The sequence below is a fragment of the Mangrovicella endophytica genome (assembly GCF_002893625.1).
GTDB classification, from domain to species: Bacteria; Pseudomonadota; Alphaproteobacteria; order Rhizobiales; family Rhizobiaceae; genus Mangrovicella; species Mangrovicella endophytica.
Genome location: NZ_PKMZ01000006.1, coordinates 14,775 through 31,002, shown reverse-complemented (window position 1 = coordinate 31,002; position 16,228 = coordinate 14,775). Strand labels below are relative to the sequence as shown.

General features: G+C 67.3%; 17 protein-coding genes. 9 read left to right on the top strand and 8 right to left on the bottom strand.

The features are described 5' to 3' along the window. Nucleotides 1–27 precede the first annotated feature (27 nt). Both ubiB and ubiE read right to left on the bottom strand, forming a co-directional pair. Complete coding sequence (gene ubiB / locus C0R46_RS14155; protein ID WP_102960302.1) at nt 28–1,617, bottom strand: 2-polyprenylphenol 6-hydroxylase; 1,590 nt, start codon at nt 1,615–1,617, stop codon at nt 28–30. Between the two features lie 42 nt (nt 1,618–1,659). Then, nucleotides 1,660–2,439 carry a bifunctional demethylmenaquinone methyltransferase/2-methoxy-6-polyprenyl-1,4-benzoquinol methylase UbiE gene (ubiE, locus tag C0R46_RS14150; protein ID WP_102960301.1) on the bottom strand — a complete coding sequence of 260 codons (780 nt, stop codon included), beginning with the start codon at nt 2,437–2,439 and terminating at the stop codon, nt 1,660–1,662. Nucleotides 2,440–2,571: 132 nt separating this feature from the next. Between ubiE and mutM the strand changes: the two genes are divergently transcribed. The 7 genes from mutM to C0R46_RS14115 all read left to right on the top strand — a co-directional run bounded on the left by mutM (nt 2,572) and on the right by C0R46_RS14115 (nt 9,875). Next, nucleotides 2,572–3,480 carry a bifunctional DNA-formamidopyrimidine glycosylase/DNA-(apurinic or apyrimidinic site) lyase gene (gene mutM, locus C0R46_RS14145; RefSeq protein ID WP_102960300.1) on the top strand — a complete coding sequence of 303 codons (909 nt, stop codon included), beginning with the start codon at nt 2,572–2,574 and terminating at the stop codon, nt 3,478–3,480. A 207-nt stretch (nt 3,481–3,687) separates the two neighbouring features. Further along, the gene (gene rpsT / locus C0R46_RS14140) at nt 3,688–3,957 is read left to right on the top strand and encodes a 30S ribosomal protein S20 (protein WP_102960299.1); all 270 of its coding nucleotides are present in this window, start codon (nt 3,688–3,690) and stop codon (nt 3,955–3,957) included. A gap of 645 nt (nt 3,958–4,602) precedes the next feature. After that, nucleotides 4,603–5,037 (top strand): rhodanese-like domain-containing protein, encoded by a 435-nt coding sequence (locus C0R46_RS14135; protein ID WP_102960298.1) that lies wholly within the window; start codon nt 4,603–4,605, stop codon nt 5,035–5,037. Nucleotides 5,038–5,111: 74 nt separating this feature from the next. After that, complete coding sequence (gene dnaA / locus C0R46_RS14130; protein WP_425349890.1) at nt 5,112–6,605, top strand: chromosomal replication initiator protein DnaA; 1,494 nt, start codon at nt 5,112–5,114, stop codon at nt 6,603–6,605. Between the two features lie 194 nt (nt 6,606–6,799). Next, nucleotides 6,800–7,924 (top strand): DNA polymerase III subunit beta, encoded by a 1,125-nt coding sequence (gene dnaN / locus C0R46_RS14125; protein ID WP_102960297.1) that lies wholly within the window; start codon nt 6,800–6,802, stop codon nt 7,922–7,924. A 71-nt stretch (nt 7,925–7,995) separates the two neighbouring features. Continuing rightward, entirely contained in the window at nt 7,996–9,123 is a 1,128-nt protein-coding gene (recF, locus tag C0R46_RS14120; RefSeq protein ID WP_425349889.1) for a DNA replication/repair protein RecF, read from the top strand. Next, on the top strand, nt 9,120–9,875 hold the full coding sequence (locus C0R46_RS14115; protein ID WP_102960295.1) for a molybdopterin-synthase adenylyltransferase MoeB: 756 nt from the start codon (nt 9,120–9,122) through the stop codon (nt 9,873–9,875). The genes recF and C0R46_RS14115 overlap by 4 nt, the downstream gene beginning before the upstream one ends. 39 nt (nt 9,876–9,914) lie before the next feature. Here the strand turns inward: C0R46_RS14115 and C0R46_RS14110 are convergent, their stop codons facing one another. Continuing rightward, nucleotides 9,915–10,916: a 2-hydroxyacid dehydrogenase gene (locus C0R46_RS14110; protein WP_102960294.1), complete on the bottom strand. Its 1,002-nt coding sequence runs from the start codon at nt 10,914–10,916 to the stop codon at nt 9,915–9,917. Nucleotides 10,917–11,181: 265 nt separating this feature from the next. Here C0R46_RS14110 and C0R46_RS14105 point away from each other — a divergent pair, with 265 nt between their 5' ends. Then, complete coding sequence (locus C0R46_RS14105; protein ID WP_245413591.1) at nt 11,182–11,661, top strand: SH3 domain-containing protein; 480 nt, start codon at nt 11,182–11,184, stop codon at nt 11,659–11,661. A gap of 153 nt (nt 11,662–11,814) precedes the next feature. Here the strand turns inward: C0R46_RS14105 and irrA are convergent, their stop codons facing one another. The 5 genes from irrA to C0R46_RS14080 form a co-directional block, all read right to left on the bottom strand. After that, nucleotides 11,815–12,261, bottom strand: coding sequence for an iron response transcriptional regulator IrrA (irrA, locus tag C0R46_RS14100; protein WP_102960293.1), 447 nt, complete (start codon nt 12,259–12,261; stop codon nt 11,815–11,817). Nucleotides 12,262–12,502: 241 nt separating this feature from the next. Further along, nucleotides 12,503–12,685, bottom strand: a complete 183-nt coding sequence (locus C0R46_RS14095; protein ID WP_102960426.1) for a hypothetical protein — start codon at nt 12,683–12,685, stop codon at nt 12,503–12,505. 130 nt (nt 12,686–12,815) lie between these two features. After that, nucleotides 12,816–13,688 (bottom strand): S49 family peptidase, encoded by an 873-nt coding sequence (locus C0R46_RS14090; protein WP_198598337.1) that lies wholly within the window; start codon nt 13,686–13,688, stop codon nt 12,816–12,818. Between the two features lie 92 nt (nt 13,689–13,780). Beyond that, the gene (locus C0R46_RS14085; RefSeq protein ID WP_102960291.1) at nt 13,781–14,620 is read right to left on the bottom strand and encodes a methyltransferase; all 840 of its coding nucleotides are present in this window, start codon (nt 14,618–14,620) and stop codon (nt 13,781–13,783) included. After that, nucleotides 14,607–14,825 (bottom strand): putative signal transducing protein, encoded by a 219-nt coding sequence (locus C0R46_RS14080; RefSeq protein WP_102960290.1) that lies wholly within the window; start codon nt 14,823–14,825, stop codon nt 14,607–14,609. Before C0R46_RS14080 ends, C0R46_RS14085 begins: the two co-directional genes overlap by 14 nt. 243 nt (nt 14,826–15,068) lie before the next feature. Between C0R46_RS14080 and C0R46_RS14075 the strand changes: the two genes are divergently transcribed. After that, entirely contained in the window at nt 15,069–16,085 is a 1,017-nt protein-coding gene (locus tag C0R46_RS14075) for a polyprenyl synthetase family protein (protein ID WP_245413590.1), read from the top strand. The last annotated feature ends 143 nt before the right edge of the window (nt 16,086–16,228 follow it).

Below are 16,228 nucleotides of genomic sequence, written 5' to 3'. Positions count from 1 at the left end.
CCTGCTGCGCCAATGTCCGCCGCATCGTCAGCCGCCGCCAAAAACCAGCGTCACGGCGATGGCAACCAGCGAAATGGCGATCAGCCACTCGGCGATGCGCCCGGAGAGGACACTGCCCCGCCGCTCCGTCTGAAGGCGCCGCAGCGCATTGTCGTCGATGCGGATGCCGTTCTCGACGAGATCCGGCAGTTGCGCCGCCAGCGCCTCGAGCCCTGTCGCGGCCTGCGGAATGCTCGAGAGGATGCGGCGCAGCGATTCCAGGCCTTCGCGCGCGTCCCGCAGCGCCGCCCGCGGACCGAGCTGCCCCATGATGTAGTCCGAGACGACCGGCTCGGCGGCGACCCACATGTTGAAGCGCGGATCGTAGGCGCGCGCCACGCCTTCAACGACCACCATCGTCTTCTGCAGGAGGATCAGCTCCGGCTGCGTTTCCATGTCGAAGAGCTCGGTCACCTCGAAGAGCAGCGTCAGGAGATGCGCCATCGAGATGGTTTCGGCCGACTGGCCGTGGATCGGCTCGCCGATGGCGCGGATCGCCTGCGCGAAGCTCGCGACATCATGCCGGCGCGGCACATAGCCCGCCTCGAAATGCACCTCGGCGACGCGCCGATAGTCCCTCCGGATGAAGCCGTAGAGGATTTCGGCGAGGAAGCGCCGGTGTCGCGGATCGAGGCGTCCCATGATGCCGAGATCGACGGCGACGATCGCGCCATCGGGCGCAACGAAGAGATTGCCGGGATGCATGTCGGCATGGAAGAAGCCGTCGCGCATGGCATGGCGCAGGAACGACTGCACCACGGCGACGCCAAGCGCCTGCATGTCGTGGCCGGCCGCGGCGGCCGCGGCGACATCGTTCATCTTGATGCCATCGACCCAGTCCATGGTGAGGACGTCGCGCCCGGTGCGCTCCCAGTCGACGGAGGGAACGCGGAAGCCCGGATCATCCGCCGTGTTCTCGCCCATCTCGGAGAAGGCGGCGGCCTCCAGCCGCAGATCCATCTCGATCTTGGTGGACTGGGCCAGCGTGTCGACAATGGCGACCGGCCGCAGCCGCCGCAGCGAAAAGACGAAGCGCTCCGCCGTCCGGGCGGCGAAATAGAAGACGCCGAGATCATGACGGAAGCGCGAGCGGATGCCCGGCCGGATGACCTTGACGGCAACGGTACGCTCGCCGCCGTCGGGCATCATCACCCGCGCACGGTGGACCTGGGCGATCGAGGCCGCGCCGACGACCTCACCGAATTCGAGGAAGAGCTCGCCGACCGTGCGGCCGAGCGACAGCTCGATCTCGGCGATCGCTTCCTCGCGCGGGAATGGCGGCACCTTATCCTGCAGGAGCTCCAGCTCGCGCGCAATCTCCTGGCCGACGATGTCAGGCCGTGTGGCCAGGAACTGGCCGAGCTTCACATAGGAGGGGCCGAGGCGGTTCAGCGCCCGCGACAGGCGTTCGGAGCGCGCGCGGTTGTCAGCCGAGCGCCGGGCAACCAGCGTGGCGATGCGGTGCGCCAGCCGCGCCATCGGCGGCAGGCCTTCGGCCGGCAGCGCCTCGATGACGCCCTCGCGCGCCAGCACGAAGGCGGCGCGCAGAAGGGCAAAGGAGCCGGAGATCGGATTCATGGAAGGTGCCGACGCGGTGCCCTGCGTCCGTGTACCACGGCCTTACAGCTTCCAGCCGGAATGAATGGCGGCGATGCCGCCGGAGAGATTGCGGTGGGTCACGCGCTCAAAGCCCGCACGGCGGATCGCCGCCTCGAAATTCGCCTGGTTCGGGAAGCGGCGGATCGATTCCACCAGATACTCGTAGGACTCGCGGTCCTTGGCGACAAGCTGGCCGATCGCCGGGATCGCCTTGAAGGACCAGGTGTCATAAAGCCGGTCGAGAAGCGGCAGCTCGACCTCGGAGAACTCGAGGCACAGGAAGCGGCCGCCCGGCTTCAGCACGCGGTAGGCCTCGGCCAGTGCCTTGTCGATGCGCGGCACGTTGCGGATGCCGAAAGCGATCGTATAGGCGTCGAAGGCGGAATCCGGCAGGGACAGAGCCTCGGCATTGCCTTCGACGAAGGTCAGATTGGCATCGAGCCCGCGCTTGGCCGCGCGTTCGGCCCCGACGGCCAGCATCGAGGCATTGATGTCGAGGACAGTACCCTTCGCATTGCGGCCGGACGCCTCGACGATGCGGAAGGCGATGTCGCCAGTACCGCCGGCCACATCAATGAAGCGCCAGCCGGGGCGTTTGGAGGGGCCAAGCCAGGCCACCATGGCACTCTTCCAGGCCCGATGAAGCCCGCCCGACATCAGGTCGTTCATGATGTCGTAGCGCTCGGCGACGCGATGGAAGACCTCGTTGACGCGCGCCTGCTTCTCCTCGCCGCCGCCGACGGCCGAGAAGCCATAGGCCGTCTCCATTGCCTCGGCCCGGGTCACACGCATCTGCGCCATGGCACTCACCTTTGTTGCGCCGCCTCGTTGCGCCGGTCGGACGCGAGGCGGATATAGAGAGCGGCTGGTCCAGCCGCGATACGCCGCTCGCCGGCGCTTACCGTATCCGTTGCACCCGGGACTTAACGATTTATGCCGGAATTGCCAGAGGTCGAAACCGTCCGGCGCGGCCTCGCACCGGCGATGGAAGGCGCCACCATCGAGCGCGTCACCCTCAACCGGCAGACCTTGCGCTTTCCCTTGCCCGATGATTTCGCCGGGCGGCTGGTGGGGCGGCGCATCACTGCGCTGGCGCGGCGGGCAAAGTACCTCCTCGCCGAACTCGACGGCGACCTCGTCCTCGCCATGCATCTCGGCATGTCCGGCTCGTTCCGGATCGAGGCGGACATCTCGGAAGGCGAGCCGGGCGCCGAGGCGATCGGGGCCTTTCACTACGAGCGGAGCAAGGACAGCCGGCATGACCACGTGCTGTTCCATATCGTGACCGCCGATGCCCGGCGGCTGCGCATCGTCTTCAACGATCCGCGCCGCTTCGGCTACATGACCCTGATCGAGCATGCGCGGCTTGCCGAGCATCCGCACTTCAGAAGCCTCGGTATCGAGCCGACCGGCAACGCTCTTTCGGGCGGAGCCCTGGCGCCGCTGCTCAAAGGCCGCAGCGCTCCCTTGAAGGCCGCACTTCTCGATCAGACCGCGATTGCCGGCCTCGGCAACATCTATGTGTGCGAGGCGCTGTGGCGCGCGCGTCTGTCCCCACGCCGGGCGGCGGGGACGATCGTGCGCGCCGATGGTCGCCCGACCAAGCGGCTCGACGATCTGACGCTGCATATCAGAGAGACGATCGCCGACGCCATCGAGGCGGGCGGCTCCTCCTTGCGCGACTACCGCCAGGCGGACGGCTCGCTCGGCTACTTCCAGCACCGCTTCGCCGTCTATGACAGGGAGGGAGAGCCCTGCCAGCGTGAGGGCTGCCGCGGGATCGTGGCGCGAATCGTGCAGTCCGGCCGTTCGACTTTCTTCTGCCCGGTCTGCCAGCGCTGACGCAGAGTCGCGTGACGATCATCGGCGGGCTCAAAGGATCGGCCGGTTGCGGCCTCCTCTATATTGACGGCAGTCGAGCCGATCCCTATAAGGGCGCTCGATCTTCGGCTGCGTCTTCCGGCGCGGCCCGCAAGGCCCATGCGTGTCCGGCAGCGGATGCAGGCACCGGCCGGCGACGAACACGGACAGACGAGAGAGACAGACACGATGGCCAATACGCCTTCGGCCAAAAAGGCCACGCGCAAGATCGCCCGCCGCACCGAGATCAACAAGTCCCGCCGTTCGCGGGTGCGCACCTTCCTGCGCAAGGTCGAGGAGGCGATCGCCTCCGGCGACAAGGATGCCGCGCAGTCGGCTTTCCGCGCGGCCGAGCCGGAGCTGATGCGCGCTGCCTCCAAGGGCGTCGTTCACAAGAACACCGCTTCGCGCAAGGTCTCGCGCCTGGCACAGCGGGTGAAGGCTGTCGGCGCCGCCTGAGCGCCCTCTCACATCCTTTCCGAAGGGCTCGGCGGTGCCGGGCCCTTTTTGATTCCTGCTGCTTGTTGCGGCGGCAGCGGAGCTGTCATTCATCTTTCATGGTGATTCCATAGGCACCTCTGCCGGATTCGCAACTCGCAGAAAAATTCTATATTTTTCAATTAGTTGTCCGAGGTCCGCCGATCCGGACAAAGTGTCGGCTAAGCAATTTTCCAGGCACCCTTGAGTCAAGCGGGCCGACCTTAAAATTTTCAAATTTATCCTCCGGCGGCTTTCGCTGGGGCAGTCCTTGCGAGGAAGCGCAAGAGTCTCAGTCTGTTGCGTCGCGAGCCCCCGCCACACGGATTGCGAGTCCGCCACACCGGCGATGCGCGTTTGGCGATTCCGCCACGACTCGCCTTGCCGACCTTCCCGGCGTTTCGTAGTTTCTCCCCATCGACAAGGGCACAGAACTACAAAGGACGGGGACAACTCATGTTTTCCAATGATTGTCGCCGGACCCGCGATTTCAGTGAGTTCAGCATGTCCTGACGGAAGATCAGGCCTGAACAGAACGTAGGCTTTCGCGCCTCTTAATTCGAATTTCACACTTAGAACCGTTGAGCCGACCGCAGCGTTGTTTGCGGGCGTCGGGGGACGACTGCCATGAACAAGACTTACGAGGGCGACGTCACCGCCGCCGCCTGTTGGACTGCGCTTGCCGAAAAGCCGGACGCGTTTCTGATCGACGTCCGCAGCCGCGCCGAGTGGACCTTCGTCGGCGTGCCGGTTCTCGACGCCGTCGGGAAAGAAACGCTTCTGACGGAGTGGCAGACCTACCCGACCATGGCGGTCGATCCCGACTTCACCGCCAAGGTAGATGCTGCGGTCAAGGCCGCAGGCGGGTCGGCGGACAGCGAGCTCTATTTCCTGTGCCGCTCCGGTGCGCGGTCCATGTCGAGCGCCGCGGCGATGACCGCCGCCGGTTACCAGCACTGTTTCAACGTCCTCGGCGGGTTCGAGGGGCCGCCGAACGAAGAGGGTCATCGGGGCGAGCGCGCGGGATGGAAGGCCGACGGCCTGCCGTGGGCGCAGCAATGAACGTCTTCAATTCAGCTTATGCCATGCGGCCCGAAGGCGCCGCACTACGGGTGGCTCCGATCGAAACGGAGTCGATGATGGGACGACGGGACAGCTTCATGACGGCAGCAGACGGTTCGAAACGCTCGGACGCGGAAATCCTCGAGCGGATCGGTGCCCGCCTGAAGGCCCAGCTGGGACAGGATATCTTCACCAGCTGGTTCCAGCGGATGAAGATCGAGGAGATCGGCCAGAGCCAGTGCCGGGTCTCCGTCCCCACCGCCTTCCTGAAGACCTGGATCCAGTCGCATTACAGCGACCTCCTGCTGGCTATCTTCCAGGACGAGGTGCCGGGCACGCTGAAGGTCGATGTCGTGGTGCGCAGTGCGATGCGCGGCGCCTCCTCCACCCGCCTGCGCGGCGAGCGCGGTGGCGAGGCGGAGCGTCAGGTTCCGGCCGCGGCGAATACGGTCGGCGCCACGCTGCAGCCGATCACCGCGCCTGCCGTCACCGTGGCAATGCCGGCGTCACCGCGCACCGGCGGTGAGTTCGGCTCGCCGCTCGATCCGCGCTACGTCTTCGACAGCTTCGTCGCCGGCGCGTCCAACCGCGTGGCGCTCGCCGCCGGACGGGCGATCGCCGAGAACGGTCCGCAGTCGGCTCGCTTCAACCCGCTTTTCGTCCATGCCAGTGTCGGCCAGGGCAAGACCCACCTCCTCCAGGCGATCGCCAATGCCGCGGTGCGCCGCGAGGACGCGCCGCGCGTCGTCTATCTGACGGCCGAGTACTTCATGTGGCGCTTTGCCACCGCGATCCGCGACAACCAGGCGCTCGACTTCAAGGAAACGCTGCGCGGCATCGACATCCTGATCATCGACGACATGCAGTTCCTGCAGGGCAAGTCGATCCAGCAGGAGTTCTGCCATCTCCTCAACGCGCTGATCGACAGCGCGCGCCAGGTGATCTGCGCCGCCGATCGGCCGGCCTTTGAACTGGAGTCGCTGGATCCGCGTGTGCGCTCGCGGCTGGCCGGCGGCGTCAGCCTGGAGATCGCAGCGCCCGACTACGAAATGCGCCGCGATATCCTGCTCTCGCGCGCCAAGGCGATGGCCGTGGAGGACCCGACCTTCACGATCGACGAGCGCGCCATCGATACCATTGCGCGCCGCGTCGTCGGTTCAGGGCGCGACCTCGAAGGCGCCTTCAACCAGATCGCCTTCCGCCACTCCGTCGGCCAGCCGCTCTCGGCCGAGCATCTCGACGACCTCCTCAACTCGCTGACCCGCCAGAACGGCGAGAAGCGTGTGCGGATCGAGGACATCCTGAAGTTCGTCTCGCGCCACTACAACGTGACCCGGACCGACATCCTGTCGAGCCGGCGCACCCGCACCATCGTGCGGCCGCGCCAGATCGCCATGTATCTCGCCAAGACGATGACGCCGCGCTCGCTTCCCGAGATCGGCCGGCGCTTCGGCGGGCGGGACCACACGACGGTCCTCCACGCCGTCCGCAAGATCGAGGGCGAGCGGCAGAAGGACGAGAAGCTGTCCGAGGAGCTCGACCTCATCCGCCGGATGATCGAGGAGTAGGATGCCAAGGCTCCGGCCGGCGACGCGACGGCGTCGCCGGGGGATTCCTCCGGCAGCGACGGGGCTGTGCGGCAGCCTTCGCCGGTCAGGCCCGGTCGCTACTTCCAGCCCGGCCTGAAAGGCTCTAGAACGCTCCTTCGACCGGAGCGGGCCTGTCCCCTCCGGCACCCGCCTGAACGAGACGGTTCCCTTCCATGCGCATCATCATCGAACGCTCGAACCTCCTGAAGTCGCTCGGCCACGTGCACCGGGTGGTCGAGCGGCGCAACACCATCCCGATCCTGTCGAACGTCCTTCTCAAGGCCGAGGGCTCGGCACTGCGCCTGAAGGCGACCGATCTCGACCTCGAGATCACCGAAAGCGTTGCGGCGAATGACGAGCAGACCGGCGCGACGACCGTGCCGGCGCACCTCCTCTACGACATCGTCCGCAAGCTCCCGGACGGCGCCGAGGTGAAGCTCGCCACCAATGCCGAGGGCAACCAGATGGCGGTGACCTCGGGGCGCTCGAACTTCCGCCTCCAGTGCCTGCCGGAGTCGGACTTTCCCGACATCACCGCGGGCTCCTTCACCCACAGCTTCACCATCAAGGCCGCCGATCTCGCCCGGCTGATCGAGCGGACCCAATTCGCGATCTCGACGGAGGAGACGCGCTACTATCTGAACGGCATCTTCCTCCACACGATCGAATCGGACGGCGATCTGCGCCTGCGTGCCGTGGCGACCGACGGCCACCGCCTCGCCCGCGCCGAGATGAGCGCGCCGTCCGGCTCGGAGGGAATGCCGGGCATCATCGTGCCCCGCAAGACGGTCGGCGAGTTGCAGAAGCTCCTCAGCGACGCCGAGGATGCCGACGAGGTGAAGGTCGAGCTCTCCGATTCCAAGATCCGCTTCACCATCAGCGCCATCGTCATGACGTCGAAGCTGATCGACGGCACCTTCCCGGACTACCAGCGCGTCATCCCGCAGAACAACGACAAGGCGCTGACGCTCGACCGGCAGTCCTTCTCGGCCGCGGTCGACCGCGTTTCCACCATCTCGTCGGAGCGTGGCCGCGCCGTGAAGCTCGCCGTCGGCGACGGACAGCTCGTCCTCACCGTCAACAGCCCTGACGCGGGAACGGCGACCGAGGAGCTCTCGGTCGGCTACGATGCGGACGACATCGAGATCGGCTTCAACGCCCGCTACCTCCTCGACATCACCGGCCAGCTCGCCGGCGACGAGACGGTGTTCATGCTGGCTGATGCCGGCTCCCCGACGCTGATCAAGGACGGCGGCGACGACGGCACGCTCTACGTGCTGATGCCGATGCGCGTCTGAGCCTCGATCGTACCGCAGCGGCGCTTCCAGAGAGTGCCGCGCCCACAGATGCGACGACCGACATGCCGCCGCTGCCGAACCATGCGATCACGCGGCTCCGACTCGCCGACTTCCGCAATTATCCGGCGCTGTCGCTCAGCTTCGAGCGGCGTTTTGTCGTATTCGCCGGCGAGAACGGCGCCGGCAAGACCAACCTCCTGGAAGCGATCTCGCTGCTGACCCCGGGGCGCGGCCTGCGGCGCGCAGCCTATGGCGACATGGCGCGCCAGGGCGGCAGCGGCGGCTTCATGGTGGCGTCAGAGACGGGCGGCGAGGCGGCAACGAGCCTCGCCACGCTGGTGCGGCCCGAGCCGGGCCTTGGCACCGGCAGTTCGCGCATCGTGCGCATCGACGAGACGCAGGCGAAAAGCGCCGACGAGCTGCTCGATCTCCTGCGCATGGTGTGGCTGACGCCCTCAATGGACGGGCTCTTCACCGGGCCGGCCGGCGACCGACGCCGCTTCCTCGATCGTCTGGTGCTCGCGGCGGACCCGGCGCATGGGCGCCGCGCTGCCGACTACGAGCGGGCGATGCGCTCGCGCAACCGCCTCCTCTCCGACGACCGCATGGACGATTCCTGGCTTGGTGGCCTGGAGGCGCAGATGGCCGAGCTCGGCCTTGCCATGGCGCTAGCGCGTGCCGAAATCGTCGGGATGCTGTCAGCAACGATCGACACCGCGCCGGACGATACGCCCTTCCCCAAAGCGGGCCTGTCGCTCGACAGCGGCTATGACGAGCCGGATCTGTCGCGCCCGGCCGTCGACCTCGAAGACGCAGTGCGCGAGCGGCTGCGCCGCGCCCGTGGTCAGGACCGCGCCGCCGGCCGCACACTGGAAGGCGCCCATCGGGCGGAGCTTTCCGTCACCCACCGCGGCAAGGGGATGCCGGCCGCCCTCTCCTCCACCGGCGAGCAGAAGGCGCTGCTGATCGGGCTCCTGCTCGCCCATGCCCGCCTTGTCGGGCAGATCGGCGGGATCGCGCCGGTGCTTCTTCTCGACGAGGTCGCCGCGCATCTCGACAGCGGGCGCCGCGCCGCGCTGTTCGACCTCATCGATGGGCTCGGCGTGCAGGCTTTCATGACGGGAACCGACGCCTCGCTCTTCGAGGCGCTCGGCGCGCGTGCGCAGATGTTCGATGTCTGCAACGGAGCGGTGCGATGAGCGCCCTCTCACCGGAGGAGGTGGGACGCTACGCCCGCCACATCATGCTGCCGGAGATCGGCGGCGCCGGGCAGCAGGCGCTGAAGCGTGCCCGCATACTCGTGGTCGGCGCCGGCGGCCTCGGCTCGCCTGCCCTCCTCTACCTCGCCGCCGCAGGTATCGGCACGTTCGGCATCGTCGACGACGACACGGTGTCGCTCTCCAACCTGCAGCGGCAGGTCCTGCACGGCACGGCGGATATCGGCCGGCCGAAGCTCGACAGCGCGGCCGAGAGTCTGGCGGCGCTGAACCCGCATGTGATGGTGGTTCCCCACCCCTTGCGGATCAACGCGGAGAATGGCGCAACCATCGTCGCCGCCTATGATCTCGTTATCGACGGCACCGACAACTTCGCCACGCGCTATGCGCTGGCCGATCTCTGCGAGACGGCAGGCCGGCCGCTGATCACCGCGGCGGTCAACCGCTTCGCGGGATCGCTGACGGTGCTGACGCCCTATGCCAGCGCGCCTGATGGGCGACCCTATCCACGCTACCGCGACCTTTTCCCCGAGCCGCCCCCGGACGGGCTGGTGCCGACCTGCGCCGAAGCCGGCGTCCTCGGTGTCACCACCGGCCTCCTCGGGACGCTGGCCGCCGGCGAGGCGATCAAGCTGATCACCGGTGCGGGCGAGCCGCTGATCGGCCGCCTGCTTCTCGTCGATCTCCTGACCATGCGCTTCGACGAGATCCGCTACCGCCGCAAGCGCGCCTGATCGTCCGCTGCGCGACGATCCGCTCCGGCGAACCCGCTGCTATAGCCGGCTCGGCAGAATGCGGTCCGGCGGCTTGTGGCCGTCCATCAGCGTGCGGATGTTGATGATCACCTTCTCGCCCATGTCGATACGGGCTTCGAGCGTCGCCGATGCCATGTGCGGCAACAGCACGACGCGGTTCTCGCGGGCAAGCCGCAGGAGCTTCTTGTCGAGGGCGGGCTCGGCCTCGACGACGTCAAGGCCGGCCCCGGCGATGCGACCGTCCTGCAGCAGCTTGACCAGCGCCTTCTGGTCGATGATCTCGCCGCGCGCCGTGTTGACGATCACCGCATGCGGCTGCATCAGCGCCAGCCGCCGCGCCGACAGGAGGTGGTAGGTCGCCGGCGTGTAGGGGCAGTTGACCGAGACAATGTCCATATGGGCCAGCATCTGGTCGAGGCTCTCCCAGTAAGTCGCGCTTAAGTCCTCGGCCGTCTTCGGCGAGACACGGTTGCGGTTGTGGTAGTGGATCTCCAGCCCAAAGGCGCGGGCGCGGCGGGCGACGGCGGTTCCGATGCGCCCCATGCCGACGATGCCGAGCTTTTTGCCGAAGATCCGCCGGCCGAGCATCCAGGTCGGCGACCAGCCGGGCCAACGCTCGGCGCCCGTCAGGCGTGTGCCACCCTCGACGATGCGGCGCGGCACGGCGAGGATCAGCGCCATGGTCATGTCGGCCGTGTCCTCGTTGAGGACGTTCGGCGTGTTGGTGATGAAGAGCCCGCGGGCGATCGCCGCTTCGACATCGATGTTGTCGACGCCGTTGCCATAGTTGGCGATGAGCTTCAGCTGCGGTCCTGCCGCCTCGATGATGGCGGCATCGATCCTGTCGGTGACGGTCGGCACGAGGACGTCGGCCTCGGCGACGGCGGCCAGCAGTTCGTCGCGGCCGAGCGGCTTGTCGGTTGTGTTGAACCTTGCATCGAAGAGCTCGGCCATGCGGCTCTCGATCGGCTCGGGCAGCCTCCGGGTGAGGATAACAACCGGCTTGTCGCGCTCAGCCATGCCCTCTCCCCATCGCTCAAGACGTTTTGTTAACCCAAACCATCGATAGTCGGGTCGTTCGCGCCAAGGGCTCCGTCCTAGCAAGGCGAGCCTCCGAAAACAAACAGCGGAGGCCGCCAAGGCCGGTTCGTGTCCGCATGGCCGAGAGATTCATCGTGTCGCGCCCGACCTCGAAGCCGGGCCTGCCGCTCAGTTGTTGGAGTTCGTCGTGCTTGGCCGGACGCTTCTTCGCCGCCTTATGCCTCTTCTTGCCGGAGCCGCCGTCATGGCCGCCGGCGTCAGCGTGCCGTCCTACGCCGCCGGCGTCGGATCGGTCTCGAAGCTGCCGCTGCCGCGCTATGTCAGCCTGAAGTCGGCGCGGGTGAATCTGCGCGTCGGCCCCGGCAAGGACTATGCGACCTCGTGGCTCTACATGAAGCCGGGTCTGCCGGTGGAGGTGGTACAGGAATATGAGCTGTGGCGCCGTGTGCGCGACAGCGAGGGCACCGAGGGCTGGGTCTACCATTCGCTGCTCTCCGGCGACCGCACATCGATCGCAGCGCCGTGGCTGAAGGGCAAGAGCACGACGATCGACGTGTTCCGGAGTCCCGCCGAGGATGCTCCGCTGGTCGCCAAGCTCGAACCGGGCGTGGTGTCCAAGGTCGAGGAATGCTCCTTCGGCTGGTGCGAGATCGAGGTCGCCAGCCGCAAGGGCTTCGTCAAGCAGCATGAGATTTGGGGCGTCTATCCCGACGAGCGCTTCTGACGCCGCATTCGGGCGGCAGATGTCGCCGCGTTCGACCGGCCGCATGCCGAGACAGCAGAAAGGCCCGGGATCGCTTCGGCGGTCCCGGGCCTTATTCATGTCAGGTCAGAAGGGCGCTGAAAGTCGCCCGGCGACGGCCGCGTGGACCGTGCCTCAGTCGCGATAGGTCGGGGCGCTCGCCTTGCGGCGCAGGCGCACGACGACGTCCACGTTGACGATCTCCATGCCTTCCGGCGGCTCGGGAAGCTGATGCAGGCGCAGCGTCCCGTCCGGGATGTCGATCATCGCGTTGTCTTCCTCGATGAAGAAGTGATGATGATCGGAGGTGTTGGTGTCGAAATAGGTGCGCTGGCCCTCGGCGGAGAGCGGGCGAACGAGGCCGGCGTCGGTGAACTGGTGGAGGGTGTTGTAGACGGTCGCCAGCGACACGGCTTCGCCGGCCTTGTGGGCCTCGGCATGAAGCTCCTCGGCGGAGAGATGGCGGTCGCCGGCACCGAAGATGAGGTTGCAGAGCGCCACGCGTTGGCGCGTCGGCCGCAGGCCTACGGAGCGCAGTCGCTCGAAGACACAGAATGACTGAGGCCGCTGCCGATTTTCCATCGCTCTCGTCACCACCACCACGCACACAGGCCGCCGCCGCCCGCAGGCGTCAGCACGAACAACAGATTATATAGTCGTTTTTGCCGCTTCCGACAAATCTTTCCGCGGCGGCAGATCGGCAGGCATGTGGCCGCAGGATGATCGACGGGCCGAACGGCCACGGGCTTCGCTGCCGTACCGGTTCCCTCTGGTGCAAATATGCGTCGTTCGCGATGGCACAGCCCAGCGCTGCGGCGCCGGATCAGTCCTTCCGAATGCGGTAGACACCGTCCTTGCCGCGCACCAGCGTCCCTTGGGCACCGCTGCGCGTTTCGGCCTCAGCGCGGCGGTTGCGTTCGGCAACGCCGGCGGCATCGCGAACCATCTGCTTGTAGCCATAATAGGCGGCGGCGCCGACGAGACCGAGAAGAAGAAGCTGAGGCATCAGTTCGACCATGGTTCAACCCCATCGATTCTGACCGGCCATGGCGGCGAAGTAAAGGCGCCTAACGACCAGGCGGTTGCAGTCCCGTCGCGCGCCGCGGCGGGACCGCCGATGCTGCCGTCAAGCCTGCTCATAGGCCGTAGCGCGACCAGGCCAGCCGCTCCTCCGCAATGGCAAGAGCAGTTGCCGCGGCACCCGCACCGGCAGCTTCCAGAGGGTCGCGGCCAAGGCTTGCAAAAACGCCCGGTGAACGCCGCCCGAACCAGCCCCGACGCGCCTCGACCAGCACTGGCCTCGCCGTCTCGCCATAGAGCGCCCGCAGCGTGCCGCGCAGATCACCAAGCCGATCGACCAGCCCCAGCTCGACGCCGCGCCGGCCCGACCAGAACAAACCGGTGAAGAGATCCGGGTGATCGACGAGCCTCGAACCGCGGCTCTTCTTGACGAGGTCGATGAAGGTCTCGTGGACTTCGCGCTGCAGCGCCTTCAGATGCTCCACGTCCTCCGGCCGCTCCGGCTGGAACGGGTCAAGGGTCGCCTTGTTCTCGCCGGCCGTATGGACGCGCCGTTCGATCCCGAGCTTCCCCAGCGCCTCGACGAAGCCGAAGCTGCCGGAGACGACGCCGATGGAACCGACGATCGAGGACGGATCGGCAACGATCTCATCGCCGGCACAGGCGATCATGTAGCCGCCGGAGGCCGCGACGTCTTCCACAAAGACGATGACGCGCTTGCCCTTCTCTGCCGCAAGGTCGCGGATGCGCTGGTAGATCAGCCGGGACTGTACGGGCGAACCGCCGGGCGAATTGACGACGATGGCGACGGCCGGGGCCTTCTTCACCGCAAAGGCCTTGGCGAGGAGCGGCGCGACCGCCGCGATCGACAGGCTCGGCCGCAGCGGGCTGCCCGTGCTCATGATAGCGCCGCTGAGGCGCACCACGGGAATGACGGTCCCCTCGTTGCGGAAGCGTTTGGGAAGAAAGCGGGTCAGGGCATTCGCCACGAAGATCGTCCGGCTCGTTGAACAGGCGCCACATATGGGAAGGCGGCGCCGCATCCGCCACGCCCAGTCAGGCGCGTCGATCGTCAGAGCCCTCAGGTGCCGAAATCGACGGTCATCGCACCTGCCGCGATCGCGATCCCGGTCTCGCTTGGCGATCCGTCCGCTTCGTGCAGGACGATCGAGGGGCGGATCGACAGTGGCGCCCGCGAACCGCGGACGGCCCGCAAGAGGATCCGCATCGCCGCCTCCCCGCTGCGTGCCTGCACCGGAACAATGCGAAGATCGCCGAGGCGATTGCCGGCCGAGCCGAGAACGGCCGGCAGGTTCTCCGGCCGGAGTACCATCGCCAAGGTCCCGCCCGGCTTCAGCAGCGCCGCGGCGACAGCGATCCAGCGAGGCAGGAAGGCAGGATCGGCCACAGACAGTGCCCGGGCGCGCAGGTGATCGGCCGAGCGGCGGTGGTGCTGCGGATTGAACGGCGGGTTGCTGAGAACCGTGCCGAAGGCCCCATCGTGGAGACCGGCCGCCTCGCGGATGGCCCGTGGCGCCGTGGCATCGGCCTCGACCATGCGCAGACGATCCGCAAAGCCGGCATTGTCCGGCAGGTCCAAGCCCTGCCGGCAGAGCCCGGCCATGCCGGGATCGACCTCGACCAGCGTCAGCCGCAGCGCCGGGCAGCGGCAGGCGGCCGCAAAGCCGACCGCGCCGGCTCCGCTGCCGAGATCGACCGCATCGCCGCTCGCGTCGGCCGGCAGGCAGGCGGCGAGCAGCAACGCATCGAGCCCCGACCGAAAGCCGCGGCCGCGCGGCTGGCAGAGCATGAAGCGCCCGCCATAGAAGGCGTCCCGCGAACTCGCTGCCGCCGCCTCCAACGTTCCAGGGTCGAGATGGGAGCGCTCGCCGCCGGCAAGCGCGGGATCAGGACAGCTCATGGCCGAGCTCGGCGTCGCGCAGGATGCGCCGCGCCTGCTCGATCTGATCGGCGTCCACCATGATCCGCCGGGGCAGCACGCCGATCGAACCGTCCAGGATGCTCATATGGACATCCGCGACGAAATGGGGGATGTCCGCGTCGTTCAGGAGCGCGTCGACGAAGGATATGAGGACAGCGTCGTTGGAACGCATCAGTTCTTGCATGACCCGCCCGGCCTTTGATGTTTCGCTCGCGTCGACAGTCGCCCGCTCGGTCTCGGTGGCTGCGCGCCGCGCCGGCACAATAGCGAAGGCAGAGCACGCCGCCAGTGCACCTGCAGCGAGCTGCGCTGCGGCGAAGCGGAGCAGCGCCCTTTCTCGTCAGTCCATCCGCACCATCTTGGTGCGAGCCGATGTGCCGCTCGGGGCACGCCGGCCAGTCGACCATCGCAGTCATGGAGTAAGCGCTTGAGCGCCAGCACCAGCGCCGCCCGGCAAAGCCAGCCGCAGCCCTCAATCGAGCCGATCCTGCGGCTGACGGCGGCTGACATGGGCCGGGTCAACGACATGATTCTCGCCATGGCCGGATCCAACGTCAAGCTGATCCCGGAGATCGCCGAGCACCTCATCGCCTCCGGCGGCAAGCGCCTGCGCCCCATGCTGACGATCGCCTCCGCCCTCGCCTATGGCTACCAGGGCGAATCGCATGTGAAGCTAGCGGCGAGCGTCGAGTTCATGCACACGGCGACGCTCCTGCACGACGACGTCGTGGATGAGAGCGATCTTCGCCGCGGCCGCAAGACGGCGCGTACCATCTGGGGCAACCAGGCAAGCGTCCTCGTCGGTGACTTCCTGCTCGGCCAGGCCTTCAAGATGATGGTCGAAGTCGGATCGCCGCCAGCGCTGCGCATCCTCTCCAATGCCTCGGCGGTGATCGCCGAGGGCGAGGTCTGGCAGCTGTCGGCGGCCAAGCGCATGTCGACCACCGAGGACGACTACCTCGCCGTCATCGACGCCAAGACCGCCGCTCTGTTCGCTGCCGCGACCGAGGTCGGACCTGTTCTGGCCGACGCCGGCGAGGCGGCCTGCACGGCGATGCGAACCTATGGCAGGAGCCTCGGCATCGCCTTCCAGCTGGTCGACGACATCCTGGATTACGGCGGCTCGTCAGCCGATCTTGGCAAGAACACCGGTGACGACTTCCGCGAGGGCAAGATCACCCTGCCGGTGATCATCGCCTACCAGCAGGGCAACGAGGCCGAAAGAGCCTTCTGGCGCCGCGCCATGGAAGAGGGCCAGAATGACGATGCCGCACTGTCGGAGGCAACCGCGCTGCTCCAAGGGCGCGGTGCGCTGGAGGAGACGGTCGCCCGTGCGCGGCACTACGGCCATCTCGCTTTCGAGGCGGCCGCGACGCTGCCGCCCTCGGCGAGCCGCGACGCGCTCACCAGCGTGGTGGAGTTCTGTATCGACCGCGTCAATTGATCGCGCGGCGGCAATGCCGTGCGAGAACCGCAAATCCGTCACCGTGACGGAAGAGGGTGACGGGCAAGGCGGCTCACGCTCGACGAGCCGTCCGCGCCGGGCATAGCGGAGCTTCTCCGCCGCGACCGGGTCCAGCGCCGCAT

Excerpts from the sequence above, each read along its gene's own strand:
- ubiB (WP_102960302.1), bottom strand. The coding sequence starts at position 1,617 with ATGAATCCGATCTCCGGCTCCTTTGCCCTTCTGCGCGCCGCCTTCGTG.
- ubiE (WP_102960301.1), bottom strand. The coding sequence starts at position 2,439 with ATGGCGCAGATGCGTGTGACCCGGGCCGAGGCAATGGAGACGGCCTAT.
- mutM (WP_102960300.1), top strand. The coding sequence starts at position 2,572 with ATGCCGGAATTGCCAGAGGTCGAAACCGTCCGGCGCGGCCTCGCACCG.
- rpsT (WP_102960299.1), top strand. The coding sequence starts at position 3,688 with ATGGCCAATACGCCTTCGGCCAAAAAGGCCACGCGCAAGATCGCCCGC.
- C0R46_RS14135 (WP_102960298.1), top strand. The coding sequence starts at position 4,603 with ATGAACAAGACTTACGAGGGCGACGTCACCGCCGCCGCCTGTTGGACT.
- dnaA (WP_425349890.1), top strand. The coding sequence starts at position 5,112 with ATGATGGGACGACGGGACAGCTTCATGACGGCAGCAGACGGTTCGAAA.
- dnaN (WP_102960297.1), top strand. The coding sequence starts at position 6,800 with ATGCGCATCATCATCGAACGCTCGAACCTCCTGAAGTCGCTCGGCCAC.
- C0R46_RS14115 (WP_102960295.1), top strand. The coding sequence starts at position 9,120 with ATGAGCGCCCTCTCACCGGAGGAGGTGGGACGCTACGCCCGCCACATC.
- C0R46_RS14110 (WP_102960294.1), bottom strand. The coding sequence starts at position 10,916 with ATGGCTGAGCGCGACAAGCCGGTTGTTATCCTCACCCGGAGGCTGCCC.
- C0R46_RS14105 (WP_245413591.1), top strand. The coding sequence starts at position 11,182 with ATGGCCGCCGGCGTCAGCGTGCCGTCCTACGCCGCCGGCGTCGGATCG.
- irrA (WP_102960293.1), bottom strand. The coding sequence starts at position 12,261 with ATGGAAAATCGGCAGCGGCCTCAGTCATTCTGTGTCTTCGAGCGACTG.
- C0R46_RS14095 (WP_102960426.1), bottom strand. The coding sequence starts at position 12,685 with ATGCCTCAGCTTCTTCTTCTCGGTCTCGTCGGCGCCGCCGCCTATTAT.
- C0R46_RS14085 (WP_102960291.1), bottom strand. The coding sequence starts at position 14,620 with ATGAGCTGTCCTGATCCCGCGCTTGCCGGCGGCGAGCGCTCCCATCTC.
- C0R46_RS14080 (WP_102960290.1), bottom strand. The coding sequence starts at position 14,825 with ATGCAAGAACTGATGCGTTCCAACGACGCTGTCCTCATATCCTTCGTC.